Annotated in this window: 24 protein-coding genes and 1 pseudogene; 8 read left to right on the top strand and 17 right to left on the bottom strand. The window is 69.9% G+C overall.

The window, feature by feature from the left end; all coding sequences use genetic code 11:
* The 11 genes from ACXIZN_RS01760 to ACXIZN_RS01710 all read right to left on the bottom strand — a co-directional run bounded on the left by ACXIZN_RS01760 (position 1) and on the right by ACXIZN_RS01710 (position 8,175).
* The gene (locus ACXIZN_RS01760) at positions 1–873 is read right to left on the bottom strand and encodes an AAA family ATPase (RefSeq protein WP_457952146.1); all 873 of its coding nucleotides are present in this window, start codon (positions 871–873) and stop codon (positions 1–3) included.
* A 157-nt stretch (positions 874–1,030) separates the two neighbouring features.
* Positions 1,031–1,600 carry a nucleotidyltransferase family protein gene (locus ACXIZN_RS01755; protein WP_457952145.1) on the bottom strand — a complete coding sequence of 190 codons (570 nt, stop codon included), beginning with the start codon at positions 1,598–1,600 and terminating at the stop codon, positions 1,031–1,033.
* Positions 1,593–2,399, bottom strand: a complete 807-nt coding sequence (locus ACXIZN_RS01750; protein ID WP_457952144.1) for an IclR family transcriptional regulator domain-containing protein — start codon at positions 2,397–2,399, stop codon at positions 1,593–1,595. Before ACXIZN_RS01750 ends, ACXIZN_RS01755 begins: the two co-directional genes overlap by 8 nt.
* Before the next feature lie 9 nt (positions 2,400–2,408).
* Positions 2,409–2,813: a 4-carboxymuconolactone decarboxylase gene (pcaC, locus tag ACXIZN_RS01745; protein WP_457952143.1), complete on the bottom strand. Its 405-nt coding sequence runs from the start codon at positions 2,811–2,813 to the stop codon at positions 2,409–2,411.
* Complete coding sequence (gene pcaD / locus ACXIZN_RS01740) at positions 2,810–3,583, bottom strand: 3-oxoadipate enol-lactonase (RefSeq protein ID WP_457952142.1); 774 nt, start codon at positions 3,581–3,583, stop codon at positions 2,810–2,812. Before pcaD ends, pcaC begins: the two co-directional genes overlap by 4 nt.
* Positions 3,576–4,124, bottom strand: coding sequence for a protocatechuate 3,4-dioxygenase subunit alpha (gene pcaG, locus ACXIZN_RS01735; RefSeq protein WP_457952141.1), 549 nt, complete (start codon positions 4,122–4,124; stop codon positions 3,576–3,578). The genes pcaD and pcaG overlap by 8 nt, the downstream gene beginning before the upstream one ends.
* Positions 4,124–4,858, bottom strand: coding sequence for a protocatechuate 3,4-dioxygenase subunit beta (gene pcaH / locus ACXIZN_RS01730; protein WP_126733494.1), 735 nt, complete (start codon positions 4,856–4,858; stop codon positions 4,124–4,126). Before pcaH ends, pcaG begins: the two co-directional genes overlap by 1 nt.
* A 20-nt stretch (positions 4,859–4,878) precedes the next feature.
* Entirely contained in the window at positions 4,879–6,057 is a 1,179-nt protein-coding gene (locus ACXIZN_RS01725) for a thiolase family protein (RefSeq protein WP_457952139.1), read from the bottom strand.
* A complete protein-coding gene (locus ACXIZN_RS01720) occupies positions 6,054–6,809 on the bottom strand; it encodes a CoA-transferase subunit beta (RefSeq protein WP_457952138.1) in 756 nt (251 codons plus the stop codon). Before ACXIZN_RS01720 ends, ACXIZN_RS01725 begins: the two co-directional genes overlap by 4 nt.
* The gene (locus tag ACXIZN_RS01715) at positions 6,806–7,615 is read right to left on the bottom strand and encodes a CoA transferase subunit A (protein WP_457952137.1); all 810 of its coding nucleotides are present in this window, start codon (positions 7,613–7,615) and stop codon (positions 6,806–6,808) included. Before ACXIZN_RS01715 ends, ACXIZN_RS01720 begins: the two co-directional genes overlap by 4 nt.
* A gap of 113 nt (positions 7,616–7,728) precedes the next feature.
* Complete coding sequence (locus tag ACXIZN_RS01710; protein ID WP_457952136.1) at positions 7,729–8,175, bottom strand: hypothetical protein; 447 nt, start codon at positions 8,173–8,175, stop codon at positions 7,729–7,731.
* Between the two features lie 12 nt (positions 8,176–8,187).
* On the opposite strand from ACXIZN_RS01710, the gene ACXIZN_RS01705 reads away from it, so the two are divergent.
* Both ACXIZN_RS01705 and ACXIZN_RS01700 read left to right on the top strand, forming a co-directional pair.
* Complete coding sequence (locus ACXIZN_RS01705) at positions 8,188–8,643, top strand: hypothetical protein (RefSeq protein WP_457952135.1); 456 nt, start codon at positions 8,188–8,190, stop codon at positions 8,641–8,643.
* Positions 8,640–9,323, top strand: coding sequence for a type 1 glutamine amidotransferase domain-containing protein (locus ACXIZN_RS01700; RefSeq protein ID WP_257485115.1), 684 nt, complete (start codon positions 8,640–8,642; stop codon positions 9,321–9,323). Before ACXIZN_RS01705 ends, ACXIZN_RS01700 begins: the two co-directional genes overlap by 4 nt.
* Here ACXIZN_RS01700 and ACXIZN_RS01695 read toward each other — a convergent pair whose 3' ends face one another.
* Positions 9,324–9,845, bottom strand: a complete 522-nt coding sequence (locus ACXIZN_RS01695) for a hypothetical protein (protein WP_457952133.1) — start codon at positions 9,843–9,845, stop codon at positions 9,324–9,326. It lies immediately after the preceding gene.
* 158 nt (positions 9,846–10,003) lie between these two features.
* Here ACXIZN_RS01695 and ACXIZN_RS01690 point away from each other — a divergent pair, with 158 nt between their 5' ends.
* Positions 10,004–10,969: a 2-hydroxyacid dehydrogenase gene (locus tag ACXIZN_RS01690; RefSeq protein ID WP_457952131.1), complete on the top strand. Its 966-nt coding sequence runs from the start codon at positions 10,004–10,006 to the stop codon at positions 10,967–10,969.
* Positions 10,966–12,090 carry a glycerate kinase gene (locus ACXIZN_RS01685; RefSeq protein WP_457952129.1) on the top strand — a complete coding sequence of 375 codons (1,125 nt, stop codon included), beginning with the start codon at positions 10,966–10,968 and terminating at the stop codon, positions 12,088–12,090. The genes ACXIZN_RS01690 and ACXIZN_RS01685 overlap by 4 nt, the downstream gene beginning before the upstream one ends.
* Here the strand turns inward: ACXIZN_RS01685 and ACXIZN_RS01680 are convergent.
* Complete coding sequence (locus ACXIZN_RS01680) at positions 12,087–12,398, bottom strand: hypothetical protein (protein ID WP_016336340.1); 312 nt, start codon at positions 12,396–12,398, stop codon at positions 12,087–12,089. The two genes, ACXIZN_RS01685 and ACXIZN_RS01680, sit on opposite strands and share 4 nt — an antisense overlap.
* 96 nt (positions 12,399–12,494) lie before the next feature.
* Positions 12,495–12,695 (bottom strand): annotated as a pseudogene (locus tag ACXIZN_RS01675) (hypothetical protein); the annotation flags it as partial.
* A 172-nt stretch (positions 12,696–12,867) separates the two neighbouring features.
* Between ACXIZN_RS01675 and ACXIZN_RS01670 the strand changes: the two are divergent.
* From ACXIZN_RS01670 to shbA, 4 genes are all read left to right on the top strand, one after another.
* Positions 12,868–13,323 (top strand): GtrA family protein, encoded by a 456-nt coding sequence (locus ACXIZN_RS01670; protein WP_457952128.1) that lies wholly within the window; start codon positions 12,868–12,870, stop codon positions 13,321–13,323.
* A 344-nt stretch (positions 13,324–13,667) separates the two neighbouring features.
* Positions 13,668–14,018 (top strand): YidH family protein, encoded by a 351-nt coding sequence (locus ACXIZN_RS01665; RefSeq protein ID WP_192742719.1) that lies wholly within the window; start codon positions 13,668–13,670, stop codon positions 14,016–14,018.
* On the top strand, positions 14,015–14,317 hold the full coding sequence (locus ACXIZN_RS01660; RefSeq protein WP_457952126.1) for a DUF202 domain-containing protein: 303 nt from the start codon (positions 14,015–14,017) through the stop codon (positions 14,315–14,317). The genes ACXIZN_RS01665 and ACXIZN_RS01660 overlap by 4 nt, the downstream gene beginning before the upstream one ends.
* 250 nt (positions 14,318–14,567) lie before the next feature.
* Entirely contained in the window at positions 14,568–15,224 is a 657-nt protein-coding gene (gene shbA / locus ACXIZN_RS01655; RefSeq protein ID WP_457952125.1) for an RNA polymerase sigma factor ShbA, read from the top strand.
* A 227-nt stretch (positions 15,225–15,451) separates the two neighbouring features.
* Here the strand turns inward: shbA and ACXIZN_RS01650 are convergent, their stop codons facing one another.
* Genes ACXIZN_RS01650 through ACXIZN_RS01640 form a run of 3 tightly spaced genes read right to left on the bottom strand, consistent with a single transcriptional unit; the run spans position 15,452 to position 17,543 of the window.
* Positions 15,452–16,276, bottom strand: a complete 825-nt coding sequence (locus ACXIZN_RS01650; RefSeq protein WP_457952123.1) for an amidohydrolase family protein — start codon at positions 16,274–16,276, stop codon at positions 15,452–15,454.
* Positions 16,273–17,244, bottom strand: coding sequence for an aldo/keto reductase (locus tag ACXIZN_RS01645; protein WP_457952121.1), 972 nt, complete (start codon positions 17,242–17,244; stop codon positions 16,273–16,275). Before ACXIZN_RS01645 ends, ACXIZN_RS01650 begins: the two co-directional genes overlap by 4 nt.
* Positions 17,241–17,543 (bottom strand): L-rhamnose mutarotase, encoded by a 303-nt coding sequence (locus ACXIZN_RS01640; RefSeq protein WP_007031375.1) that lies wholly within the window; start codon positions 17,541–17,543, stop codon positions 17,241–17,243. The genes ACXIZN_RS01645 and ACXIZN_RS01640 overlap by 4 nt, the downstream gene beginning before the upstream one ends.
* Positions 17,544–17,623: the final 80 nt, after the last annotated feature.

Here is a 17,623-nt window from a genome sequence, read left to right as displayed (position 1 = left end):
TCAGGCCAGCAGTTTGTCCAGCTTGGCCCGGACCCGGTCCAGATCCTCGCTGTACTTGAGCACCGAACCGAGGGTCCGGGCGGCGGTCGCGGCGTCCAATTCGGACATCCCGAGCGCGAGGAGCGCCTGCGCCCAATCGAGGGATTCCGCCACCCCGGGCGGTTTCAGCAACTCCATCGCGCGCAGCCGCTGCACCGCCGTCGCGACCTGAGTCGCGAGCGCCTCGCCCAAGGCCGGAATCTTGCGGCGCAGGATCTCGATCTCGCGGCCGAGGTCCGGATGTTCGAGCCAGTGATAGAGACAGCGGCGCTTCAGCGCGTCGTGCACCTCCCGCGTCCGGTTGGAGGTGAGCACCACGAGCGGCGGATGCTCGGCGCGTACCTCGCCGAACTCGGGGATCGTCACCGCGTTCTCGTCGAGGAGTTGCAGAAGGAAGGCTTCGAACTCGTCGTCGGCGCGGTCGATCTCGTCTACCAGCAGGACACACGGCGCGGTCTGCAACGCCTTCAGCAGCGGCCGGGAGAGCAGGAAACGTTCGGTGTAGAGGGACTGTTCGGCGGCCTCGACGTCGAGGCCGCCGTCACCGGCGGCTTCCAGCGCCCGCAGATGCAGCAGCTGGCGCGGGAAGTCCCATTCGTACAGTGCCTGCGCCGCGTCGATCCCTTCGTGACACTGGAGCCGGATGAGCGGCAGGCCGAGCGCTTCGGCAAGGCCCAGCGCGAGCGAGGTCTTGCCGGTGCCCGGTTCGCCCTCGCAGAACAGCGGGCGGCCGAGCGCCACGGCGAGGAACCCGGCCGTGGCGATGCCGTCGTCGGCGAGATAGCCGACCGTTTCGAGGGCTTCGGCCAGTTTCTCGGGCGATTCGACGGTCACGTGCCGATCGTAAGCCTCGGCGAGCCGGAGATCAGCCCAGAAGATCCTCGCGGCAGTGGCCGAAGTCGCCCGCCGACGACTGGACGGTGTCGCGAAAGCCACTTTCGGGACATCAGACGTCGCGAGAGTGGCTTTCGCGACGTCTGTGGGCCGGAGATCAGCCCGGAAGATCCTCGCGGCGGTCCACGTCGTGCCCGGTGCCGAGGTCGCCGCATTCGACGAGCCGCAGGTCCTGGCGTCCCTTGAGCCAGTCGCGGGCGCCCTTGTCCCCGGACGCGCCCGCGACGATCTCCGGCCACCATCGGCGGCCGAGTACGACGGGATGTCCCGGAACGTTTTCGTACGCGGCACGCGCGACGGTCACTTCGCCGGCTCCGGCGGCGACCCGGCGGACCACTTCGGCGCCGACGCCGGGCAGATCCACGAGATGCACGACGGCGGCTTCGGCATCGCTTCCGCTGAGCGCCCTCAGGCCGGCGCGCAAGGACGCGCCCATTCCGGACTCCCAGTCTTCGGCCACGACGGCGACTTCGGGGTCGGGCAGGATCGCGCGGACTTCCGTGGCCGAGGCACCCAGCACCACCCGGACCGGCGCGCAGCCCGCGTCGGTGAGCACGCGCAGCGACCGGACGACGAACGGCTCGCCGTCGAGGACGGCCAGTGCCTTCGGCCCGCCGAACCGGCGGCCGGCTCCGGCCGCGAGCAGCAGCCCGGCGACCTCAGCCATGCCGCGCTTTGGAGGGCGGCGCCGAGGCCAGATCGGTCTCGATGGCGCGTGCCGCCGCGAGCAACGGCGGCAGCAGTTCCCGTTCGACCGACTCACGTGTGGTGCGGCTGGCGTGGGTGGAGAGGTTGACCGCGGCCACGACCCTGCCCCGCCGGTCGTGGATCGGCGCGGCGATCGAGCGGAGACCCTCTTCGAGTTCCTGGTCGACCATCGCGTAGCCCTGCTTGCGGACCCTGACCAGCTCGGCGATCAACTCGTCCGGCCTGCTCTTGGTGCGCGCGGTGAGCTTGTCGAGCGTCGCTTCGGCGAGGTAGTCCCGCAGGTCGGCGTCATCGAGACCGGCCAGCAGGACATGCCCCATCGACGTCGCGTGCGCCGGGAAGCGGGTGCCGACGTTGATGCTGACGGTCATGATCCGCGAAACGGCCACGCGCGCGACGTAGACGATGTCCCTGCCTTCGAGCACGGAGACCGAACTCGACTCGTGCACCTCGGCGGAGAGCCGCTCCAGATGCGGCTGGGCGACCTCCGGCAGCGACAGGCTCGACAGATACGAGTAGCCGAGTTCGAGGACGCGCGCGGTGAGCGAGAAGTACTTGCCGTCCGTGCGCACGTACCCGAGATCGACGAGGGTGAGCAGGAACCGGCGGGCGGCCGCCCTGGTGAGCCCGGTCGCGCGGGCGACGTCGCTCAGGGTGAGTTCCGCCGCGTCCGCGTTGAACGCCTTGATCACGGCCAGCCCGCGCTCCAGCGACTGGACATGATGCGCCCCGCGCTCGGTCACCTCGCCTTCGTCCATATGAGAACCCTAACGGCCTCCTTCTTCCTCGGCGGCAGGCTCACCGAGTTCGGCCAGTACCCGCTGCGCGACGGCGAACGCGGCGTTGGCGGCCGGGGCACCCGCGTACACGGCGGTGTGCAGCAGAACCTCGGAGATCTCCTGCGCGGTGAGTCCATTGTGGACGGCGGCGCGGACGTGCATCGCGAGCTCGTCATGGGCGTGCAGCGCGGTGAGCGCGGCCAGGGTGACGCAGCTGCGGGTCTTGCGGTCGAGCCCGTCCCTCGACCAGACCGATCCCCAGGCGCCCCGGGTGATGTAGTCCTGGAACGGGCGGCTGAACTCGGTGGTGCGGGCGACCGCCCGATCCACGTGCGCGTCCCCGAGGACCTCGCGGCGCACCTTCATGCCGGTCTCGTAGGTGTCGTCGGTCATCGGGCGGCCTCCAGGTGTTCGAGGATCAACGCGGTGAACCGCTCGGGCTGTTCGAAGCTCCCGAGATGCGCGGCGCCTTCGACGACTTCGAGCCTCGCGTCGGGGATGCCGCCCGCGATCACCTCGGCGTGCTCGACCGGGGTGGCCGGATCCTCGGCCCCGGCGATCACCAGGGTCCGCGCCGCGATCTTGGGCAGGTCGCCCACGAGGTCCATCGTTTCGATGGCCTGGCAGGACGATGCGTAACCCTCGGCGGGAACGCTCGCGATCATCTCGCGCAGGAACCCGGCCTGGTCGGGGTGGGCGGCGGCGTAGCCCGGGGTCAGCCAGCGGCCGACCCCGGCCTCGGCGACCGCGGCGGTGCCCTTCTCGCGGACCGTCTTCGCCCTGTCCGCCCACATGCTCGGCGGCCCGAGCTTCGCGGACGTGCAGCACAGCACGAGGCTCGCGATCCGGTCCGGCGCGTTGACGCCGAGCCACATCCCGGTCATCCCGCCGAGCGAGAGCCCGACGACGTGGGCACGCTCGGCCCCGTGCTCGTCGAGCAGCGCGAGCAGGTCACCGCCGAGGCCCGCGAGGGTGTACGGCCCGGGCGGGACGGGTGACGCGCCATGCCCGCGGGTGTCGTACCGGATCACCCGGAAACCCTTCTCCACCAAGGGTTTCACCTGCGGTTCCCACATGCGGTGATCGCTGCCGAGCGATCCGCTGAACACCACGACGGGGCCGTCCGCGGGCCCTTCCGCGACGCTGTACACCGGCTCAGACATCGAAGAACACCGTCTCCCCCTGGCCCTGCAACCGGATGTCGAACCGGTAGCCGTCACCGTCCTTGGTGGCGACCAAGGTTCCCCGGCGGGCCTCCGGGACCGACGCCAGCACCGGATCTCCGGAGTTGTCGTTGTCCTCGAAGTAGATCCGGGTGACCACCCGGTGCAGGAGGCCACGGGCGAAGACCGAGACGTCGACATGCGGCGCTTGCGTGCTGCCGGCCGGACCGGGCAGCGAGCCGGGCATGATCGTCCGGATCTCGTAGTGGCCACCCGGATCGGTGGGGCAGCGTCCGAAGCCCCGGAATCCGCTCGCGACCGCTCCGCGCGGGTCGTCGGGGTGATCGAACCGTCCGTCTGCGTCGGCCTGCCAGGTCTCGATCATCGCGTCCGGCACCGGTTCGCCCGCGCCGTCGGAAACGCGGCCGTGGATCCGGACCGCGGCGGGCTCGTCCGCGGGGACGACGTCCGGCCCGTCCGGCCAGGGCAGGCCGATGGACAGGTACGGGCCGACGGTCTGGGAAGGCGTCGTCTCCGGCATCAGTGCTCGTCCTCCTCGTCCTCGAAGACCGAGGCCTCGCGGCCGCGCACGACGATGTCGAACTGGAAGGCCAGCGCCCACTCGGCTTCCGTGCGGTCGAGGTCGAAACGCGCGATCATCCGCTGCCGGGCCTTCTCGTCCGGGATGGAGTTGAAGATCGGATCCTGCGAGAACAGCGGGTCTTCCGGGAAGTACATCTGGGTGACCAGCCGCTGGGTGAACGCGCTGCCGAACACCGAGAAGTGGATATGCGCCGGCCGCCAGGCGTTGTCGTGGTTCTTCCACGGGTACGCGCCCGGTTTGATGGTGGTGAAGGTGTAGCGCCCTTCGGAGTCGGTGAGCGTCCGGCCCGCGCCGTCGAAGTTCGGGTCAAGCGGCGACGGCCAGCGATCGCCGGTGTGCCGGTACCGGCCGCCCGCGTTCGCCTGCCAGATCTCCACGAGCGAATCGCGGATCGGCCGCCCGTCGCCGTCGAGCAGCCGTCCGGTGACGATGATCCGCTGGCCCTGCGGCTCCCCCGCGTGCCCCTTGGTGAGGTCGTTGTCGAATTCGCCGATCCGGCCCGGCCCCAGCGCCGGCCCGGTGACCTCGGTCAGCAGATGCGGGAGCACGATCAACGGCTCTTTCGGGTGCCGCAGCGCCGTCGACCGGTAGCCGGGGTAGCCGAGCGGTGGATGCGTGCCGTCGGGATCGCGCCGGTAGCGCGGGAGCCTCAGTTCGGCGGGTGCGGACATACTGTTCCCTCCAGCGCGGGTCAGTGGGCTTCGAGGACGACGGCCAGCCCCTGGCCGACGCCGATGCAGATGGCGGCCAGTCCCCACCGGCCGCCGGTGCGGCGCAGGTGGTGGGCCAGCGTGCCGAGGATCCGGCCGCCGGACGCGCCCAGCGGATGCCCGATCGCGATCGCGCCGCCGTTCACGTTGACGATCTCCGGGTCGAGCTTCGACCAGTCCCGCAGGCAGGCCAGCGACTGCGCGGCGAAGGCCTCGTTCAGTTCGACGGCCGCCAGGTCCTCCCAGCCGATCCCGGCCCGCTCCAGAGCGATCTCGGCCGCGCGCACCGGGCCGATGCCGAAGACGTCCGGGTCGACACCCGCGGCGCCACGGCCGGCGATCCGGGCCAGCGGCGCCTTGCCGAGCCGCTTGCCCGCCGCCTCGTCACCGAGCAGCAGCGCGGAGGCGCCGTCGTTCAACGGCGACGCGTTCGCGGCCGTGACCGTCCCTTGTGGACGGAACACCGGCTTCAGCTTCGCGAGCTTCTCCGGGCTGGAATCCGGCCGGATACCTTCGTCGCGGGTGAGTTCGGCTCCCTCGACGGGGACGACGTGGTCGTCGTAGAACCCCTCGTCCCAGGCGCGGGCGGCGTTGACGTGACTGCGGACGGCGAACGCGTCCTGCTCGTCGCGGCCGATGCCGTAGCGCTCGGCGAGCTGCTCGGTGGACTCGCCGAGCGAGACCGTCCACCGCTCGGGCATCTTCGGGTTGACCATGCGCCAGCCCAGCGCGGTGGAGTACAGCGTCTGGTTGCCCGCCGGGAAGGCCTTCTCCGGTTTCTGCATGACCAGGGGCGAGCGGCTCATCGACTCGACCCCGCCCGCGACGGCGAGCGAGGCGTCACCGACCTGGACCGACCGGCTGGCCTGCATGACGGCGTCGAGGCCGGAGCCGCAGAGCCGGTTGACCGTGGCGCCGGGCACGGTCGTGGGCCAGCCCGCGAGCAGCGCCGCCATCCGCGCGACGTTCCGGTTGTCCTCGCCCGCGCCGTTGGCGTCGCCGAGCACCACCTCGTCGACGGTGGCCGGGTCGAGGTCGTTGCGCTCGGCCAGCGCCCGCAGGACGGTGGCGGCGAGGTCGTCCGGGCGGACGCCGGACAGGGCGCCGCCGTACTTGCCGAACGGGGTACGGATGGCGTCGAACAGGAAGACGTCGGTCATGCGCTCGCCCTTGTGAGGTCTCGGAGGATGCGGAGTTCTGCCTCGGTCGGCGCCGGGGTGGTCCCCAGGTCGCCTGCCACCTTCAGTTTCCACCCGGTCGCTTCGACGACCTGATCGACCTCGACCCCGGGGTGCACTTCGGTGAGCGTGAGCTCGGCGGTCTCCGGGTCGGGCCGCATCAGGCCGAGGTCGGTGACCACCAGCGTCGGCCCGGCGCCGGGGAGGCCGAGGCGCTCGCGATCACCCTTGCCGGTGCCGTGCCCGAACGACGTCACGAAGTCGACCTTCTCGACGAAGGTGCGAGGGCTCTGCCGGAGCACGACGAACACCTCGCGACAGGAGGCGGCGATCTCCGGGGCGCCGCCCGCGCCGGGGAGGCGCACCTTGGGGTTGGCGTAGTCCGGGCCGATGACTGTGGTGTTGATGTTGCCGAACTTGTCCAGCTGCGCGGCGCCGAGGAAACCGACGTCGATCCGGCCGGGCTGCAGCCAGTAGTTGAAGACCTCGGGGACGCTGACCACGGCGTCCGCGGTGTCGGCGAGTTCGCCGTCCCCGATGGACAACGGGAGCCTGCTCGGCTTGGCGCCGAGGCAACCGGATTCGTAGATGAGCGTCAGGTTCGGCGCGTGCCCGCGGCGGGCCAGGTTCGCGGCCGTGCTCGGCAGGCCGATGCCCACGAAACACGACATCCCGTCCCCGAGCGCGCGAGCGGCGGCGACGCTCATCATCTCGTCGGAGGTGTACTCGGTCATGCCTTCACTCCCGTCAGCTCGCCGAGCCAGCGGGTGAAGCTCTCCCTGTCCCGGCCGATCGCGTCCCATGCCTGGTAGGCGTCGTTGTCCCGTTCGTAGTAGCCCGCCGCGTACGACGGCCGCGCGCCGCCGGGCACCTCGGCCACGGCGGTGACGGCCCACGACGGCAGCACGATCGCGCCCGGCCGGGGCTCCAGCTCGTCCACGACCTCCTCGACGGTGACGAGCGACCGTTTCGCCGCGAGCACCGCCTCCTTCTGCACGCCGGTGATGCCCCAGATCTGGACGTTGCCGGACCGGTCCGCGCGCTGGGCGTGGACGATCGTGACGTCCGGGTTGAGGGCGGGGACGGCGGCCAGCCGCTCACCGGTGAACGGGCAGGTGATGGGTTTGATCGTGTCGGTCTGCGCGGCGAGATCGGTGCCGGTGTACCCGCGCAGGACGGCGAACGGCAGGCCCGAGGCGCCGGCGACGTACCGGTTCGCCATGCCCGCGTGACTGTGTTCCTCTATCTCCAGTGGTACCGGCCAGGAATGCTGGACCGCGTCACGGAACCGGTGCAGCGAGCCGACCCCGGGGTTGCCGCCCCACGAGAAGATCAGCCTGCTCGCGCAGCCCGCGCCGATGAGCTGGTCGTAGACGATGTCCGGGGTCATGCGGACCAGCGTCAGGCCGGTGCGGCGCTGGCGGATGATCTCGTGTCCGGCGGCCACGGGGATGAGGTGCGTGAAGCCCTCGAGCGCGACGGTGTCCCCGTCGTGCACCAGCCGTGCCACGGCCTCTTTCAACGACAGCAGCTCAGCCATCCCCACTCCCGGCTTGTTTCGAAGCACTTGTTCGTATCGCGCACACATGTTCTACATGTGAACTTAGCACAGCCGAGTGGCCCGTGACACTGCTTCGACCCGGTGAATCCGGATCAGCTCGCGCGACCGCGCAGCCAGCCGCGGTATCGGCGAAGCGCGACGGCCTGCAGCACCGTTTCCACCACCAGGGCCAGTTTCGGGTCGATGCCGGGCTTCGTCGGCCGCCCCGCACCGAGACGGCGCAGCTGCCGCCGGACCCGGGCCATGCCCGCGGCGGACGCGACGGCCTTGTCGCCGATCCGGACCGGCTCGAGTGTCACCTTGGCGTCCTCGTCGTGCCGCCACTTGGCGGGCAGCCCGGGATCGACGGCCAGCGCGCTGCCCATGCCGACGAGTTCGACCCCGCTCGCCAGCACCTCTTCCGCGACCGGCCTGCGGACCACGCCGCCGGTCAGCATCAGCGGCACCGTGCTCGTCCGCACGAGTTGTTCGGCGAGGGTCAGGAAGTAGGCCTCCCGCGCACGGGTGCGATCGTCGCCCGACTGCTCAAGAACGAGCACCTTCACTCGTACGTGCTGTCGCTTCCGGTCAGCAGCGAAATCGCCCAGGTCCGCGGCCACGACGGCTACGGATTCCCGAAATGGGTGACGCGTCTGGACGTCGGCATCGACGCCGAGCGCACCGAAGCGCACGTGGCGAACGACCGCGGCGAGACCGACCTCGCCCTTTCAGCGGCGACACCGCGCCAGACCGCGCACCGGTCCAGCGAGCGGGTCTCGAGCCTCACGTCGTACACCACCATCGGGGACGCGTGGCATGCGACACTGAGCCAGACGAACGTCCTTTCGGCGGGCGGCGCGACGTTCCCGCGCGGCGTCGCCCTCCGGCTGGGCGAGGGCAGGCTCTCCGACGACGTCCGCTCGCTCGAACCCCGCCGTCCGATCCGTTTCGACGTGATGACCGAGGGACAACTCGCCCTCCACATGCCGGTCCCCACCTCCGTCCGGGAACAGGAGGCCCGCAAATGACCAAACGCGTTCTGCACGTCGTCACCAACGTCGGTCACTACGACGATCCGTCGCACCCCACGGGTTTGTGGCTCTCCGAGCTCACCCACGCCTACCACGTCTTCGCCGGACGAGGCTTCGAGCAGACGATCGTCAGCCCCCAGGGCGGACGATCGCCGCTCGAACCCCGCTCGCTGAAATTCCCCAGCTACGACAAGACCGCCAAGGCCTGGCATGCCGATCCGGAGCGGATGGCGCTGCTGGAGAACACCGCGGCACCCGGCGAGATCGACTCGGCGGACTTCGACGCGATCTACTTCACCGGTGGCCACGCGGTCATGTACGACTTCCCGGACAGCGAAGAGCTGCAGCGGATCACCCGTGAGATCTTCGAACGCGGCGGCATCGTCTCCTCCGTCTGCCACGGCTACTGCGGCCTGCTGAACACGAAGCTGTCCGACGGCTCGTACCTCGTCGCGGGACGCAAGGTCACCGGTTTCGCCTGGCGTGAGGAAGTCCTCGCGAAGGTGGACAAGCTCGTGCCCTACAACGCCGAAGAAGAGATGAAGAAGCGCGGCGCGCTCTACGAAAAGGCGAAGCTGCCCTTCGTCTCCTACGCGGTGGTCGACGGCAACCTCGTCACCGGCCAGAACCCGGGATCGGCGAAGGAGACCGCGAAGAAGGTGGCCGAACTCCTGTGATCAGCCGATCCCGCTGCCGGGCGGGAACCATTCGACGGCCCTGAAGTCACCACTCTCGACCCGTTCGAAGGTCGCGGTACTCAGGCACGGCGGCACGATCTGCTTGTTCTCCGGATCCGGCCCCCAGCTGTAGCCGAGCCGGTCGCGCCTGCCGTCGTCGTACACCGTCATCCCGACCCGGCGGTCCTTGAGGCCGGGGACGTCCGTGTCCTCGACGATGCCGGTGACCACGGCGACCGGGCCGCCGACGACCAGGCAGTCGATTCTGCCCCGGAAGTAGGCGGAGAACCCTTCGCCCGCGTGGCTCACCCGGAAGGTGCCCCTGCTCTCCGGGAAGAGACCGTGCGCGTCGAAGGCGAACCGGACGTCCTGGCCGTCCTTGCGCAGCAGCTTCGCGCTTCCCACCAGGCTCGGCTCGGACGGCTTGCCCTCCTCCGCGGCGGACACCGGGCCGGCCGCGACGAGCGTCGTGGCGAGGACCATCGCGGCGCCGACTGCGGCGAGTTCTCGTGATCGTTTCATGTTCCACCCCTGGAATCCCCTGCTCGCGGACCCTTTCCGCACTCATCACCATCCCGGCGCACCCGGCGGTGACGACTCCCCCGCGCAGGGGAAGCGCCTCCCTCATAGCGGGGATTTCCACATTTGGGATACCAACCGTCGCGCACTAGGCTGAGGACGTGACCTCGAAGATCGCGGTGACCCGGTGGATCCCCGACGAAGCGCTGAAAGTGCTCGCGGAAGCCGGGGAGGTGAAACTGTCGCGCGCCGACCGGCCGCTGACGCGGGACGAGCTGCTCGAGTTCGTCCGCGGCGCGTCCGGGATCGTCGGCATGCTGCACGACCGGCTCGACGGCGAGGTCGCCGACGCGGCGGGCCCCGGGCTGAAGGTCGTGGCGAACGTGGCCGTCGGCTACGACAACGTCGACGTCGCGGCGCTGTCCGAGCGCGGGATCACCGTCACCAACACCCCCGGCGTGCTCACCGACGCCACCGCGGATCTGGCGTTCGGGCTGATCCTCGCGGTCACCCGGCGGCTCGGCGAGGGCGAACGGCTGATCCGCTCGCGCACCCCGTGGTCGTTCCATCTGGGTTTCCTGCTCGGTTCCTCGCTGCAGGACAAGACGCTCGGGATCGTCGGGCTCGGCCAGATCGGGCAGGCGGTCGCGCGGCGCGCGCTCGGTTTCGGGATGCGGATCGTCTACTCAGGACGGTCGCGGGCCAGCGAGGACGCCGAGAAGACGTTGGGCGCGAAGTACTTGCCCTTCGATGAGCTGCTGCGAAGCTCCGACGTCGTGTCGCTGCACTGCCCGCTCACGCCGGAGACCCGGCACCTCGTCGACGCGGACGCGCTGAAGTCGATGAAACCGGGCGCGTACCTGATCAACACCACCCGCGGCCCCGTCGTCCACGAGGCCGCGCTGGCGGACGCGCTCGAAGCGGGCGAGATCGCCGGTGCGGGCCTCGACGTGTTCGAGGCCGAACCCGACGTCGAACCGCGGCTGCTGAACCGCGAAAACGTCGTGTTGACGCCGCATCTGGGATCGGCGACGGTCGAGACCCGTACCGCCATGGCCGTGCTCGCGGCCGAGAACGTCGCGTCGGTGCTCACCGGCGGAAACCCGCTGACGGAGGTTCGTCCATGACTCGCGTGGTCATCGCGCCCGACAAGTTCAAGGGAAGCCTGACCGCGGTCGAGGCCGCGGCGGCGATCGCCGACGGCGTCCGCGACGCGCTGCCCGGAGCCGAGGTCTCCTCCTGCCCGGTCGCCGACGGCGGAGAGGGAACGCTCGACGTCCTCGTCGCGGCGGGTGGCCGTCTCGTGGAACTCCCGGTCCGCGGACCGCTCGACGACACCGTCGACGCGAGCTACGTGATGCTCGACGGAACGGCCTACGTCGAATCGGCCCGCGCGTGCGGTATCGAATTCGTGGAGCCGAGCCCGGAAGTGTCGCTGGCCGCGCACACCTGGGGCGTCGGCGAACTCCTCGCGCACGCGCTCGACAACGGCGCGCGGCGCCTGGTGCTGACCGTCGGCGGGACGGCGAGCACCGACGGCGGCGCCGGGATGCTGGCGGCACTGGGCGCCGGGGTCTTCGACGCGTTCAACGCGCCGGTGGGGCTCGGCGGCGGCACGCTGGGCCGAGTCGCGCTGGCCGAACTCGGCCCGGTGCGCGAACGGCTCGGCTCCGTCGAGGTCGCCGTCGCCACCGACGTGACGAACCCCTTGCTCGGCCCCCGTGGCGCGGCCGCGATCTTCGGCCCGCAAAAGGGCGCGGGCCCCCGCGAGGTCGAGCAGCTGGACGCGTCCCTGTCCCGCTGGGCACAGGCGTTGCGGAACGCCGGGGCCCCCGACGTCTCCGATCTTCCCGGGGCGGGCGCGGGCGGCGGGGTCGCCGCGGGCGCGATCGCGGGACTCGGCGCGAGCGTCGAATCCGGTTTCCAGCTCATCGCCGGGCTCACCGGGGTCGCCGGCGCCATCGAACGCGCCGACCTGGTCATCACCGGCGAGGGCTCATTGGACGAACAGAGCCTCGACGGCAAGGCCCCGGCGGGTATCGCGGCCCGCGCGCGGGAGCACGCGGTGCCGCTGATGGTGCTGGCCGGGCGGATCCAGCTGGATCAGGGCCAGCTCGCCGGCCTCGGTGTCGTGGGCAGCGCCGCCCTGATCGACCACGCGCCTTCGCTCGACCACGCGCGTGCGCACGCGGCGGAGCTCCTGCGCGAACGGGCCGGCGAGCTGGTCCGCGCCTGGGCCCGGACTTAACTGCCGGGTTGGGGCTGAGCCTGCGGGAGTACGGCGAAGGCGACTTCGCCGGTTTCGTCCTGCTGGACGTCGAGCACCTTGTCGTCGAGCAACTCGGCCGCTTCCGGCTCCAAGAACACCTTCGGGCCGCCGTCGGCGCCGAGGACCTTGTCGCCGCTTTCCGGTTCGGGGGCGACGGAAACCGCGAGCTGGGGACTGTCCCCCTGCTGGGAATGCATCGCGAACCGCAGGCCGCCCCCGTCCTGGCCGTTCTCCTGGCCGGTCAGTGCGGTGATCGCCTCGGCGGCGGCTTCGGTGACTGTCAGCATCTCTGCCCTTCCTTCGTCGCGGTCTTGCACTTGACCGACCACGCTAGGGGCTGTCGGCATGGCCCGCCGTCTGAGTGATGATCATTTCTCGCCGACGTCAGGCTCCTCCTCGGCCAGCCGCATCGCGTGCGACTCCCCTTCGCGGATCTCCGCGGGCGTGGTCCCGAAGCGGTCTGCCCCGCTCCAGTGCTCGGGCGGTTCGACACCTTCCTCGAGCGGGTCGACGCGGAGTTCGTCCTCGTCGAGTGCCTCGCTGGGATCCAACGTTTCCGGCTCCGCGGTCTCACGGTCGCTCATCGGCCGCTCCCTCCTGGTCGGACGTTGGCCGGGACATGCTGTACTCGACCCGGTTCCCGTGGCTTACCCGGCGTCTCCGCAGGCCAAACGGCGGCGCTGTCGCGGGGATCACAATTTCTCAGGTGGTTCATTACCTTCACAAGTTTGTGAAACAAGGAGTAGCGTCGTCGGTATGACCACCACCAGGTGGGCGCCAGGGCACCGGATCATCCGGCGCGCGCCGGAGCGGCATCACGAACTCGGCAACCATGCCGCTTGGTACGTCGTCGCCGGCGTCGCCGCCACCGGTCTGCAGGCGGTGCTGTTCCTTGTCCTGCAGCCGATCCTCGGCCCCCAGGTGGCCAATCTGGTCGCGCTCGCGGTCACGACCGCCGGGAACACCGAGTTCCACCGTCGGGTCACCTTCGCCGCCCGGAAGAGCAACGCGGGCAAGCGGCATTTCCAGGACTTGGTGACCTTCGCCTTCTATGCCGCGTACGGCTCGATCGTGCTCGCGTCGCTCGACGCGGTGATCACCGAGCCGACCGCGTTGGAACAGACGGGCGCCCTGCTCGCGGCCAGCGTCGTGGGCGGCATCGCGCGCTTCGCGGTCCTTCGCTGGTGGGTCTTCGCGCGGCGGAACGCCTAGCCTCCTTCACGTAAGTCCTGTTGGCAGCCTCAGTGCCCCAGTGTCGCGAAAGCCACTTTCGGGGCACCAGACGTCGCGAAAGTGGCTTTCGCGANTCCAGAACATCGCCAAGGGCGTGATCATCGTCCTGGCCGCGCTGCTGCAGTTCCGCTCCGTGAAAAAGACAAAGACGAGCACTTAGTGGGGTCGTGAGTGGCGTTTCGGGTTAGAACCCGAAACGCCACTCACGCCCCACAGGAAACCTCACACACAGGCATCAAGCGGACACCAGGCCGCCAAAATCGTCCCTTGTGGACATTTGGGGAAAGGCGCGGACTCGCAGGGCAGCGCCTAGTCTCCTTCAGGTGGCAGAGATCAACGGCCCGCACGAAGGCGGCTCCGAACCCGATTACCGATTCACGCTCGCCAACGAACGGACCTTCCTCGCCTGGCTCCGGACGGCACTCGGCCTGCTGGCCGGCGGCGTCGCCGTCCATCAGCTGGTTCCCGACCCGAGCGCGCTGAGCACCGTCCTGGCGGGGCTGTGCGTCCTGCTGGCCGCCGTCCTCGCGGCGAGCGCGTATCCACGCTGGCGGCAGGTGCAGAGCGCGATGCGCGCGGGACGGCCGTTGCCGAAGAGCGGGATGCTGGTCCTGCTGACCGCCGGGATCCTCGCGATCACCCTGACGGCGGCGGCGCTGGTGGTCTTTTCGTGAGCCCGCGCGATCACGGAGCGCAAGCGGAACGGACCGGGCTGGCGTGGCGCCGGACAGCGCTCGCGGCTACTGCCTGCACACTCCTCCTCTTGCACACCGCGGCCCGGCGAGGCTGGGGGACGGCGGTCGTCCCGGTCGTGTTCGCGGGCGCCATGGTGATCACCTTCGTCGTCGCCGGCGCGATCCGTGAACGAGCACTGCGCCGTGCGGAAACCCCGAAACCTCTTAACCCATCCCTTGCTGTCACGGCATCGGCACTCGTCGTAGCGACGGCGATCGCCCTGATCGCGGTACGCTAAGTGCCGCGCACATCCTGCGACGACGAAGCCCGTTTTCCCGGCGCAGAGTCTCGGTTGTATTAAGCCGACTCCGGCGAATGGGCTATCTCTAGTTGAAATCTTTACTGCCGCCCGACCGGCGCCTACGATTACGCTGCGTCGCAACGGCGGCAGATGGATCTGATCTTACGGAGCATCTGCCGCCCTCAATCGTTACGGAGTGTTGACCCCTCGACAGCGACGGTCGCAGGGTCGGCCGGGGAGGACGACCATGCAAGCACCTTCCAGCGCGTCCAGAACCGTCGCCCCCGACGCGGTCCCCGGGTACACGACTCCGGAGAACCTGCCGCGGCCGGGCGGACGGCTGACGAAGGAAGACCTCGATCCGCTCGTCAAGGACGCGGGCGACGGGAATCCCGCCGCGATCCAGTCCCTCCTGCGGATGATCGGGCCCGTCGTGGTCCGCTACTGCCGCGCCAGAATGGGTGGCCGCGACCTGTCCTACCTGTCGGCGGACGACGTCGCGCAGGAAGTGTGCATGGCGGTGCTGAAGGCGCTGCCCGGTTATCAGGATCGCGGCGGTTCGTTCCTCTACCTCGTGCACGCCATCGCCGCCAACAAGGTCGCCGACGCCTACCGCGCGGTCTCCCGTGACCGGTCGGAACCGGTCCCGGAACTGCCGGAACGGCCCATCGGCGACAACGAACCCGAAACCCACGCCCTGCACCTCGACCTCGGTGCCCGGCTCAGCCGCCTGCTCTCCACCCTGCCGCGGGTGCAGCAGGAGATTCTCGCCCTCCGCATCGCCGTCGGCCTTTCCGCCGCCGAAACGGCCGAGGCGCTCGGGATCTCCGCCGGCAACGTGCGCGTGACGCAGCACCGCGCACTGGCCCGCCTGCGCACGATGGTCAAGCAGGACGAGTTCTGATCTTTCCTCCCCTGCCGCAGGTCATCGACCGGCGGCTCTCAGGCGCCCGGACCCCGCGCCGACCACTTCGTCCTTTCCCGGTTCACAGCCGGGTTTTCGTCGTATCCCGTGACTCGCGTGCTCGGACACGTAACTCACGTGATTGAAGGCGTAACTCGCGTGTGTCGCCTCTGATCACGCGAGTTACGTGTCTGAGCACGCGAGTGACGCCCTCGATCACGCGAAACTCACGAGAGGCGGTAGGCGCGCTTCGCCGTCCCGTCGAAGAACTCCAGCCGCTCGGCATCGCTCAGTGAGCCCGTCAGCGAAAAAGCCGTGTCCACGACGACTTCGTACGCGGCCGCGAGCTCGCAGACCGGCCAGTCGGAGCCGAACATGAGCCGCGAAGCCCCGAAGGACTCCAGGACGTGTTCGGCCCAGCGCGCCAGCTGACCGACCTTCCAGCGCGCCCAGTCGGCCTCGGTCACCAGCCCCGAAAGCTTGCAGTACACGTTGTCCAGCTCCCCCAGCGCCGCGACACCGTCCGCCCACGGCTGCCATTCGCCCGAGGCGATCGGCGGCTTCGCGGCGTGGTCGAGTACGAAAACCTGGTCCGGCAACGCTTTCGCGGCGGCGAGCGCGGCGGGGAGCTGCGGTGGCTTCACCAGCAGGTCGTACGCCAGCCCGGCCTCGCCGAGGGCGGCGAGACCGCGCAGGACCTCGGGCCGCGTCAGCCACGACGGGTCCGCCTCATCCTCCACCTGATGCCGGATCCCCACCAGTGGCCCGGAAAAAGAGGCCACTCGCTCGGCGACGTCGGGCGCGGCGAGGTCCGTCCAGCCGACGACGCCGGCGACGAGCGGTTCGGCCTGAGCCACCGCGAGGAACTCGCGCGTCTCCTCTTCCGACGAGACCGTCTGCACCAGCACGGTCCCCTTCACCCCCGCCGCCTTCGTCACCGCGCGGAGATCGTCCACTGTGTACGGACGACGGATCGGATCCAGCGCCGTACCGGTCATCCACGGATAGTCACGCCGCGACGGGTCCCAAAGATGGTGGTGCGCGTCGATCACGGCCGTCCCTCCTGTCGCAGCACGATGTCCTCGCGCAACAGTCCCGCACGGATCAGCTCCGTCCACAACTCGCGAGGCACCGGGCGCCGGAAACGTTCCGCGTTGAGCCGGACCTGGCCGGGATCGTGCGCGCCGACCACGACGGACACCACCGACGGATGCGCGGCGGGCAACGCCAGCGCGGCTTGCGGGAGTTCGACGTCGTGCCGCGCGCAGACGTCGGCGATCCGCTGGGCGCGCTCGACCAGTTCGGCGGGAGCCTCGGCGTAGTCGTACATCGTGCCCGGCGACGCGGTGGCGAGGATCCCGGCGTTGAACGCCCCGCCGGCCACCACGTCCACGCCGCGTTCCGCGCACAACGGGAGAAGGTCGTCGAGCGCGGGCTGGTCGAGCAGGGTGTACCGGCCCGCCAGCAGGATCACGTCGAGATCGAAGCGGCGGACGAACTCCGTGAGCATCGGCGCCTGGTTCATCCCGGCCCCGATGGCGTCGACGACACCCTGCTCCCGCAGTTCGAGCAGCGCGGGGAACGCGCCGTTGACGGTGTCCTCGAAATGCTCGTCCGGGTCGTGCACGTAGACGACATCGACGCGGTCGAGCCCCAGCCGCTCCAGACTGTCCTCAAGCGACCGGAGGATCCCGTCGCGGCTGAAGTCCCACCGCCGTTTGTAGGCGGCGGGAACGACGAAACCCTGCGAGTCGGTACGCGAAGCGCCGCCGGGATCGGGTTCCAGCACGCGGCCGACCTTCGTCGAGACCACGAAATCCGCGCGGTGATACGCCGAAAGCGCCGCGCCCAGCCGCCGTTCCGACAGCCCGAGACCGTAGTGCGGGGCGGTGTCGAAGTAGCGGATGCCTTCGTCCCATGCCTGCCGGACGGTCGCTTCGGCCGTCTCGTCGGTGATGGCGTGGTACAGGTTGCCCAGCTGCGCGCAGCCGAGCCCCAGCGGGGACAAGGAGATCTTCACGGAAGCTCCCAGACGAGGCCGAGCCCCGAATCGCCGCCCGAGTAGTCGTCCTCGACGTCGAGCAGTTCCGACATCCGTGCCTGCCACGGGATGTTGGCCGGATGATCGCGCAGGACCGCGCGCATCTTCGCGTAGTCCTCGACCTCCACGACGTGGAAAAGGTCGAGCCCGTCCCGCCAGATCCGCCACGAACGCACGCCCGCACCGCGCAGGGCCTCGTCCAGATCCGGCGGGATGACGGCGTGGACCGACTCGTATTCGGCCTCCTTGCCCGGCTTCAACCGGGTGTGGAGTGCCACTCTTTGTAGTGCGACACCGTGGGTCACCGCGCCTCCTCGACTCGAAACATGGCACTCTGTCAACTAACACTCAAACATCC

It is taken from the genome of Amycolatopsis sp. TRM77291 (assembly GCF_054166285.1).
This window is presented reverse-complemented; position numbering and strand designations above follow the sequence as displayed.